Source organism: Loigolactobacillus bifermentans DSM 20003, from assembly GCF_001434575.1.
Lineage (GTDB): Bacteria > Bacillota > Bacilli > Lactobacillales > Lactobacillaceae > Loigolactobacillus > Loigolactobacillus bifermentans.
In genome coordinates, this window is the sequence record NZ_AZDA01000006.1 from 19,375 (window position 1) to 28,444 (window position 9,070).

At 42.6% G+C, this 9,070-nt stretch carries 8 protein-coding genes; 3 read left to right on the forward strand and 5 right to left on the reverse strand.

The window, feature by feature from the left end; translation table 11 throughout:
• Positions 1-95 precede the first annotated feature (95 nt).
• A complete protein-coding gene (locus tag FC07_RS01670; protein WP_057903400.1) occupies positions 96-1,415 on the reverse strand; it encodes an MFS transporter in 1,320 nt (439 codons plus the stop codon).
• Positions 1,416-1,742: 327 nt separating this feature from the next.
• The gene (locus FC07_RS01675; protein ID WP_057903401.1) at positions 1,743-2,303 is read right to left on the reverse strand and encodes a LysE family translocator; all 561 of its coding nucleotides are present in this window, start codon (positions 2,301-2,303) and stop codon (positions 1,743-1,745) included.
• Between the two features lie 91 nt (positions 2,304-2,394).
• Between FC07_RS01675 and FC07_RS01680 the strand changes: the two genes are divergently transcribed.
• Positions 2,395-2,796: a MarR family winged helix-turn-helix transcriptional regulator gene (locus tag FC07_RS01680; RefSeq protein ID WP_057903402.1), complete on the forward strand. Its 402-nt coding sequence runs from the start codon at positions 2,395-2,397 to the stop codon at positions 2,794-2,796.
• Positions 2,797-2,848: 52 nt separating this feature from the next.
• On the opposite strand, the gene FC07_RS01685 is transcribed toward FC07_RS01680, so the two are convergent.
• The 3 genes from FC07_RS01685 to FC07_RS01695 form a co-directional block, all read right to left on the reverse strand.
• Positions 2,849-3,562: an SDR family oxidoreductase gene (locus tag FC07_RS01685; protein ID WP_057903403.1), complete on the reverse strand. Its 714-nt coding sequence runs from the start codon at positions 3,560-3,562 to the stop codon at positions 2,849-2,851.
• An 18-nt stretch (positions 3,563-3,580) separates the two neighbouring features.
• Entirely contained in the window at positions 3,581-4,258 is a 678-nt protein-coding gene (locus FC07_RS01690; protein WP_057903404.1) for a Crp/Fnr family transcriptional regulator, read from the reverse strand.
• Between the two features lie 86 nt (positions 4,259-4,344).
• The gene (locus FC07_RS01695; RefSeq protein ID WP_057903405.1) at positions 4,345-5,901 is read right to left on the reverse strand and encodes a helix-turn-helix domain-containing protein; all 1,557 of its coding nucleotides are present in this window, start codon (positions 5,899-5,901) and stop codon (positions 4,345-4,347) included.
• A gap of 727 nt (positions 5,902-6,628) precedes the next feature.
• Here FC07_RS01695 and FC07_RS01700 point away from each other — a divergent pair.
• Both FC07_RS01700 and FC07_RS01705 read left to right on the forward strand, forming a co-directional pair.
• Positions 6,629-7,288 carry a deoxynucleoside kinase gene (locus FC07_RS01700; protein WP_057903406.1) on the forward strand — a complete coding sequence of 220 codons (660 nt, stop codon included), beginning with the start codon at positions 6,629-6,631 and terminating at the stop codon, positions 7,286-7,288.
• Between the two features lie 203 nt (positions 7,289-7,491).
• On the forward strand, positions 7,492-8,979 hold the full coding sequence (locus tag FC07_RS01705; RefSeq protein ID WP_057903407.1) for a helix-turn-helix domain-containing protein: 1,488 nt from the start codon (positions 7,492-7,494) through the stop codon (positions 8,977-8,979).
• The last annotated feature ends 91 nt before the right edge of the window (positions 8,980-9,070 follow it).

Genomic DNA, 9,070 nt, shown 5'->3' on the forward strand with positions numbered 1-9,070 from the left:
CGCCACTTCCTTTTTGTAACTGTCATTTTATTATCTTAGCACAGAATAAAAGCCAGTGTCAGCAGGTCACCCCCTGTTGATACTGACTTTTAAAATTATTTCGTAAAATCAACTGACTTTGTTTCGTGCATGGTCAATAATGACACCAAACAAGCAACGGCCATCACACCTAAGTAAAGCCCAACTGACTTGATACCCCAGTTGGCTGCTAACCAAGTGGCAATGGTTGGGGCAAAAGCTGCACCGATAATCGCCGCTAAATTATAAGAGATCCCTGCACCAGAATAACGGACTTTCGTGGAGAATAATTCTGGTAACACAGCACCAACGGGTCCAAAGGCGATACCCATTAACACAAAACCGATGACTAAGAAGGCCATGGCCCCCACAAAATTACGATGTCCTTGTAACAAATAAGGGAAGACAAACGAGAAGACGATCAAGGCAACCGCTGAACTGATCAGTACCCGTCGACGTCCCCAAACATCTGCGTAGAAAGAAGCGACAACGATCAAAACGGCGAAAACAACAATGGCACCCATTAACATGAATAAGTATTCTTGATTGGTAAAGCCAAGTTTTGTTGTGGCGTATGTCAACGACCACGTGGCCAACGTATAGAACAAGGTATAAGTCACCGCCACGATGAACGTGCCTTGCAAGATTTGACGCCAGCTTTGTTTAAAGACCGTTTTTAAAGGTGACTTGGTCACTTGTTGCTTTTCTTGCGCTAACCGGAATAATGGTGTTTCTTGCATCCGTTCGCGAACCCAGAAACCGACGATCACTAATAATGCGGAAGCTAAAAATGGGATTCGCCAACCAAAGCTGATCATCTGTGCTGGGCTTAAAAAGGACTCTAAAATAAAGAACAACCCATTACTTAAGAAAAAGCCTAATGGCGCCCCTAATTCTGGAAAGGCACCGTACAGCGCCCGTTTCTTAGCAGGTGCATTTTCAGTCGCCACTAAGGCCGCACCAGACCATTCACCACCAAGGCCAATGCCTTGGACAAACCGACAAAGGCACAAAAGAACCACTGCCATTAAACCGAGCGTTGCGTAACTAGGTAATAAACCAATCAAAACAGTAGAGCAACCCATTAATAATAGCGAAACGACTAACGTCCGTTTACGCCCGATTTTATCGCCAAAATGTCCAAAAACAAAGGAACCTAAAGGTCGTGCTACAAAAGCCACCCCAAAGGTCAGTAAACTTAAAATTGTTGCAATCGTTGGTGTGACTTCGGGAAAGAAGACCTTGGGGAAATAGGCCGCCGCAGCTGTCCCATAAGCATAGAAATCAAAAAATTCAATTGCCGTTCCCACCATTGATGCAAAAATAACAGTTTTCACCGAATCTCGTTTTAGTGCACCTTTTGCATCTGCACCTGCCAAACCATTTACACTTTCCATTGTCATTCGCTTCCTTTTTCTCACTTAATTTGTAAATTGATTACCGTAAAACAGCCGGCCCCCTCTCACTGAAGTATTAAAAAAAGCCGGTAGCTGTGTTGAACAGCTACCGGCTTTAAAAACCAACGCTGCCCGCTTCTTAGCGGGCACTTCAAATTGTCAGCCCGCTTTACTGAATAATAATCGCGCTGATAATAATAATTTGAAGTTGTGCGTTAGATTTTTTCATGTGAATTTCCTCGTTTACGTTTAATATGGTTCTCATTATAGTCTAATATTTTTTAATGTAATGATAAATCGATTAAATTTTCATTAAAATATTATCATTTAACGCCAAATATCATACGCACTAAAGCATAATAACAGCGCAATGACGGTATTAATACTGCGATAATGGCGCTGATAGACCTGTTGTAATAATTGCCCTGCTAAGGTCCAAGTCATCGTCCCTAAAACACCTAATAGCAACATCAACCCAAATTTAACTGGTATTTCACCCCAAAGACCAGCAATTGAGAAGGTACTTAAGCCCGTAATAAAGTACAAATAAACTTTGACATTCATGGTTTGTAAAAAGGTCCCTGTGATAAAAGGATGCGTCGTTGCTTGCGCCGCGCTATCTGGCGCTGAACGCAAGATATGGTAAGCCAAATACAACAAATAGCCTGCGCCAATCACTTTGATGGCGACGATCACCAACTGATTTTGTTGAAAATAATTGGCAAATAACCCGATGATGCCCCCAACGATCACCATTCCCAGTAAGATGCCCCAATTGAATGTTAAAGACCGTCGAAAGCCTTTCTGTTGCCCCTCCGACATGGCCATGATCGTATTAGGACCTGGTGTAAACGACATTGTGATCACAAACAATAAATAACCAAACATAACAAACCCGCTTTCTTTTTATTGTAAATGCAATTATACTAAAAGTAGTATACGACAATATAATTGCATTTGCAATAAAGGAGTGACTGATATGTTCCCGATTATTCGGCGGATCGGTGCCTTAACCCGCCTGATTCAAATTGATTCCAACCGTTACTTCAAAGACGACAAACTTAACAATAACTTGTTTATTTATATTATTCGAGTGGTCGAACGACCTGGTTTATTTTTAGGTGCGCTGGCTGATGACATGCAAATTGATCGCACCACCAGTTTTCGCACCGTGCAAAATTTGATCAAGCGGGATTATTTACGATTAGCAGCGGATCCTGCCAATCGCAAAATCAAGCGGGTTTATCCCACCGAAAAAGCCAAGGCAATCTACCCAAAACTACATGCCTATGAGGCTGCTAAATCAGCGCAACTCCTAGCCAATTTAACACCGACAGAAACTGCTGAACTACAACGTTTGCTAGAAAAATGCCAAGCATAACAAAAAGAGGTTTGAACAGAAATTGGCCTGTTCAAACCTCTTTTTAAAAGCGCTAAATTAAATCAGCGCCGCCGGCAACCGTTAGTACTTGGCCGGTTGTGAAGTCGCTTTGCATCAAATACAAATAAGCTGCCGCCACTTCCTCAGGCCGGGCCACCCGCTTTAGCGGTAAGCTCGCCGCCGTTGCTTCAGTTTGTGCTTGGCGTTGTTCAGTGGTCAGCGTCCGCCATAAACCAGTTGGTGTCCACGTTGGCGCCACCGCATTGACCCGAACTGTTGGTGCCATTTCAACCGCCAAGCCTTGCACCATGGTATTAATGGCCTGATTGCCAATGATCGCACCTGCAGCGGTTGCTGGCGTGCCACCAGCACCTGACGTAAACGTTAATGACCCTTTTGGCTGTAAATACGGCGTGACTAATTGGGCGACTTGTAAATTTGCCAAAAATTTATCTGCAACTGTTTGCTTGATCAGCGCAAAATCGCTATCCAAAAAACCGCCACCCATGGCACCACCTAAAAAAGAAACCACGTGATCGACTGGCCCTAATTGTTCTAAATAAGCAGCTAGCGCCGGTGCTGTTTGGGCATCGAATACCGTTCCCGAAACAGACGCTGAGGCCAGACTGGTCAAAGCGTCTGCTAACCGGGTTTGATGCCGGCCAATCAAATAAACCTGTGCCTGTTGTGCCAACGCTTGACGCGCTACCGCTAGGCCAAAACCAGATGTGCCACCAATAATTAAAATTCGTTTTCCAGTTAACAAATGCTCACCTCATTAAAATTAAGAAACAAACAGTAAGCCGTCGCGATCCCGAATTTTAATACGTTTTTGAGGTAATTGTTCAATGTAGCCAGCCGCTTCAAAACTGCTCAATTTACGGGAAATCGTTTCCGGCGTGGTACCTAAATAGGTCGCCAGATCTTTTTTCTTCATTGGCAATTTTAACGTGTCCGTTTTTGCAGCATCAGCTGTATCCAGTAAATACAGTGCCAACCGTGTCTCCACTGTTTCCGTGGTAACACGTGTGGTTTGTTGCTCCAATTGTTGCACCCGTGCCGCCAGCACGCTTAAGATCCGCAAACTTAATTGTGGATATTGCAATAATAATTTTTGAAAGTCTTCGCGGCGAATTTCACAAACAGTAGCCGCCGTCACCGTTTCTGCAAACGAACGATGTGTCTCTGCCGCTGTAAACAGCGCATACTCCCCATCAAAATCCCCCGGGTTCAGTAACCGTAATAGCTGCTCACGCCCATTCGCAGCCAGTTGATAAATTTTCACCTGGCCAGCATCGACAATGTACAACGTATTGGCCTCAGCCTCGGCTTGGTATAGAATCGTCCCTCGTTTCAGCTGTTGCGGGTGAATGACTGCCGCAATCGTTGTTAAATCAGCTTCTGATAAACTTTTGAAAATAGGAACTAATTTTAAACATTCCTGATAATGGTGTGTTGCCATCGGTGTCACTTCCTCATCAATATTGACTTCAGTGAACAGTTTAGTGGCTGGCCCGCTTCAAAACATTGATTTTGATCAAGTTTTGCTTAAAAATGATCGTTTAAGGCGCTGTTATTTTTCCAAGCTTGCATTAAAATCGCATACAACTTGCCATAGCTATCACTTTCAAACTTCGTTGGTAAGCGGTAAATAATGGTGTCCGATCCAACCTCAGGATACAACGAATCTGTTGCAGTCAGTAATACCGCACACCGATGGAGATCTTCTTGCGGACCCATAATTCGAACAAATGGAATTGACGTTAAGAAACCTAATAGATCAACATAACTCACATCATTTTGTTCCAAAGATAAGCCAACGTTTAAGGCCATCTTTGGAATGCTTGGAATCAGTGCATGCGCTAAGAAATAGTAATAAGCCAAGCTTAGCGTTTCAAGTTGTGGTTGGAACTGTTGATATTGTGGCAATACCAATAAATGTGTCAGCGTTGAGTTGATTGAGCGCCACAATTCTGGGCTAGCTGGTTTTTCAGGATCAACTGGCGTAGTGTCTAATTGTAAGACTGGCACAACTGTTGGGCCTAGCACCATGGCGCCTAACGTAATATTGAGCAAGTTGCTCATAATGTTGGTGCGTCGAGTTTCGTCTGTCCCAATCAACTGATCCATATCCAACGGAATTTGCGCTAAAAATTGCCGGACTAAATCAAACAGCGCTGTATTATAGCGTTGGTAGCGCGCAATGTTTTCCTGATTTTTTGCCTGATCCGTTAAAATAAAGTTTGGCACTGCATGGAATTTAAAGTAGTAACCGCTACTTTCTGCTAAGGCTTGTTCCGGCGTGAGATGAAAGCTCTCACCACTTGCTGCTTCAAAAACCGGAATGATGTCAGGGAATGGGAAGTGTAAAACAGCCAACCGTTCATCCGTTAAAACATGCTTCATTTTCATCCGTTGATGACTGATGGCCACTAAATAAGCACCTAGTTCAGCAGTCACTTGCGTTGCTTTTTCCATTTGGAATTCTTTACGCATGCCTTCTAACACCGTTAAGCTCTGATGATGGTCAAACTTAAATGGCCAAGCATAACCATTGGTTGCTTCCCAGAACATAAGGAAAAAGAACAACCGAATGTTCAGCTCTTCCCCAGTTAACATCAACGGATCGTATGAAATCCGCAAGCCTAACCGCCGGGCAAAATCACGTAATGTTTTTGTATGCCGCAGCATTGTTGCTTTACTGGTATCAAGTCGGCGCCATAACTGGGTAAAGCTGGCATCTTCTTGATATAACAAACTTCTTAGAAAAGCATAGGCATGCGATTCTTCAACTAAGCTAAAGTGATATTGATCCAATGAGATCCCAAACATTTCAGCGACCGACAAGTCTTCGTGTCCCTTGATTGTTTCTAGATCTTTGGTTAACCCGAGGTAGGTATTGTAAATACTGCCATAATTACGCTCAGTTGCGCTGGCAATTTGCTTCAAATTAACTTCTTCAACAATTTGTTGGCGCGCTGTAATTTTATCAATTAACCGTTCGGAGGTAAGTGAATACTCTCGTTGGGCGGTAATATCACGAAAAAGGCGATACTTTTCTAAAGCACTATTTGATAAATACGCGCTATGATTGACTGTTATCATAGACTCAAAAAAACCTCCTAAATTCTCTAAGGACTATTTTGCTACCGCAAAAATCTTACTTCGGAGGATCACCATTCCGTCGGGCGTAACCCGCCACGTCGGAAACATGGGCCTCCTAAATTCTCTAAGGACTATTTTGCTACCGCAAACTCTCATTTCCGGAGGATGACCAGTCTTGTGGCGTCAAATCACGCCGCAGGACGCATGGCCTCCTAAATTCTCTAAGAACTACTTTGCTACGCAAACTCTCATTTCCGGAGAATCACCATTCTCTCGGACGAAAACCGTCACGATAGAAACATGGCACCAGCTAAATTCTCTGATGTATCTTTGCTATGCAAAGCTTTATTTTCGCTGGTTGTCCATTCTGACGGACGAAAACCGTCACGTCAGAAACATGGCCTCCTCAATTTTCTAATGACTATTTTACGATCACAAACCCCTATACCCCACTACCAGTAAGCATCGCGTTTTAAAAGTCAAAATGCAATGTCTTAATGCGCTTATCGGAAACCATTGTTACGATTTCCTCGAGAAAGTATCTCAACAACAGATACGATCCCCTTCACAATTCATTATACCAACTAACAACTTAAAAACAAAAATTAATTATTATTTTTGATTCGACAATTCTATACAATATATTGCAATCATTATTTTTGATGGTACAATATGTTGTATTGTAAATTTTTCAATAAACCTATTAATTAGAGTGAGGCTTCCAATTATGATCGTACTTGCAGGCACTATTGGTGCTGGTAAAACGAGTTTAACGAGCTTATTAGCGCACCATCTACAAATTCCAGCGTTTTACGAATCCGTTGACGATAACCCGGTTTTACCGTACTTTTACCAAGACCCTCAAAAATATGCTTTCTTATTACAAATTTATTTTCTAAATAAACGTTTGGGCCAGCTGAAGCAAGCTGATCCACAGCAGGAAAGCGTGATGGATCGTTCAATCTTTGAAGATTCATTACTGTTCCACTTAAACGCTGATCTGGGCCGTTCCACCGAAACTGAAGTCAGCGTATACGACGCTTTACTTCAAAATATGATGGAAGAATTACCCCATACTGCTTATAAAAAACGTCCTGATCTGTTGATCCATATTAATATTTCGTTTGAAACCATGTTAAAGCGGATTAAAAAGCGCAATCGGCCCTATGAACAGATTGAGCAAGACAGTAGTTTATACCCTTATTACCAAGAGTTAAACCAGCGTTATCAAACTTGGTACGAAAACTACCATGAAAGTCCTAAAATGCAAATCGACGGCGATCAATACGACTTTGTAACGGACGAGCTGGCGCGTAAAAAAGTCCTCCAATTAGTGGATCAAAAGTTGACGACGTTGCCCATTTTACTTCATCAAACCGCTAACTAACCGGGATTAGGCCTGCAGCCTTATGTTGCAGGCCTTTTTTCATGTGCTAAAACATGAAGCCAACGTTATTTTCTGCTAGAATAGCTCTAGAAGAATCAAAAATATAAACATTTAATCTAATAATACAACAACAATTAAAGCCACGCTATCTGTCTTGACATTGTACTGACGTCGCCTTCTCGATGGAAATGAGATGATTTAACATGCATTTTGAAACGATTTTATTAGAAAAAAGTGATTTACAAAAGTTCAAATTGTTGCGATTGATCAAAAGTTGGACGGCACCAACCTTTACGATCAATGATCTCAGCCAAATGCTTAATTGGCATTATTCGCAAACATATCTTACGTTTCAAGCACTTTGTACAGATCAAGAAACATTACTAGCCGAAAATCCCCAAACAACCCCCTTACGCCCTGAGGCCTTTCGCTTAACCTTAGATCAATATCGTGTTTTTTTGCTTCAGCGTTCCATTCCATGGCGCTTCTTGGATACATCTTTCCAAGGCCCTTCGGAAAACTTAACGACTTTTTGTGAACGTCTTTTCGTCAGCCGTTCAACGTTACTCCGAAAAATTGCTCCTTTAAAGCGTTATTTGGCGCGCTATCAAATTCGGTTTTCCTATACAAATCTGGAATTGATCGGTGATGAATATCAAATTCGTTTGGCGTTGTTTGTGTTGTACTGGACGGGCTATCATGATTTCACATGGCCACTGACCGCCGTTGACTATCCTGCAGTACAACAGTTACAACAAACGACGAATTGGACCCCCACCGACATTGAACTCAATCAAGCTCAGGATCGTTTGTTTTGGGGGATTGCTTGGCAACGTTGTCAAACTGGACATCTGCTACCGACAACCAGCCCAACCGATTTACAACGCCTGATCCAAGACAATCCTTTTTTCCCAGCTCATTTACCAGCGCTGTTTAACGACCTAACACCAGCCGCCAGCCAACTCGAATATCAATTTGCTTACTTTGTCCAAATGGCCCGGTTGTCATTTCAATCACCACTGACCCCACGATCACGCCAACTTTATCAACACTTTGCCGTCAAACAAGATTGTGTCTGGCGGTTTGGTCAGCGTTTACTCAACTTTTTTGCACCATTATGTGCGCCCGACAAGCGTCAAATTTTGCTTAACAATCATCAGCTTCGGACGAATCTACTTCGCTTAGCGCTTGGCGCAACAGTGATGGGACGCCCTTATCCCACCTTACATGACTTTTATGATCGTTTACCGCAGCCGTCTGAAAAAGCTGCTTTATCACCTTATATTCAACAATTTTTTCAAAGTTTGCCAGTCGGCCCGGTTTTCCAAGCCTTTCGCCAATGTCAAAGTCAGTTAGAACCTCAGTTATTTTATTTATTGACCCCCTATACCCATACATTGGCTACCACCAGCAACCTGCAAGTACGGCTTTTATTAGAAGATGATCTGGCAACCAGTCATTTGCGCCACTTTTTATCAGAGTTAGCTTGGGTGCATTTACTAGACGTCACCACGCCACCGCAAAATGCTGACTTTATTGTCACTTCATTAGATGCGACTAGCCTTACGCAGCAAACCTGCCATGCAAAAACCGCCGTCCCAGTTTTCAGTTGGCCATTAGATGCTACAGAGGCTGATTTTTACCGATTATGGCAACAACTCAGTCAGCAATATCAACTTAAAACAAGTTGATGGTCGCATAGATAAGAAAAGCGTCTGCTTCAATGATGAAGTGCCCTACAATTGTTAGACAAGAAGTCTAATGATTGTGGGGCTTTTCTTA

Bases quoted from the DNA above. Each gene is read 5' to 3' on its own strand.
- FC07_RS01670 (WP_057903400.1), bottom strand. From the start codon at position 1,415: ATGGAAAGTGTAAATGGTTTGGCAGGTGCAGATGCAAAAGGTGCACTA.
- FC07_RS01675 (WP_057903401.1), bottom strand. From the start codon at position 2,303: ATGTTTGGTTATTTATTGTTTGTGATCACAATGTCGTTTACACCAGGT.
- FC07_RS01680 (WP_057903402.1), top strand. From the start codon at position 2,395: ATGTTCCCGATTATTCGGCGGATCGGTGCCTTAACCCGCCTGATTCAA.
- FC07_RS01690 (WP_057903404.1), bottom strand. From the start codon at position 4,258: ATGGCAACACACCATTATCAGGAATGTTTAAAATTAGTTCCTATTTTC.
- FC07_RS01695 (WP_057903405.1), bottom strand. From the start codon at position 5,901: ATGATAACAGTCAATCATAGCGCGTATTTATCAAATAGTGCTTTAGAA.
- FC07_RS01700 (WP_057903406.1), top strand. From the start codon at position 6,629: ATGATCGTACTTGCAGGCACTATTGGTGCTGGTAAAACGAGTTTAACG.
- FC07_RS01705 (WP_057903407.1), top strand. From the start codon at position 7,492: ATGCATTTTGAAACGATTTTATTAGAAAAAAGTGATTTACAAAAGTTC.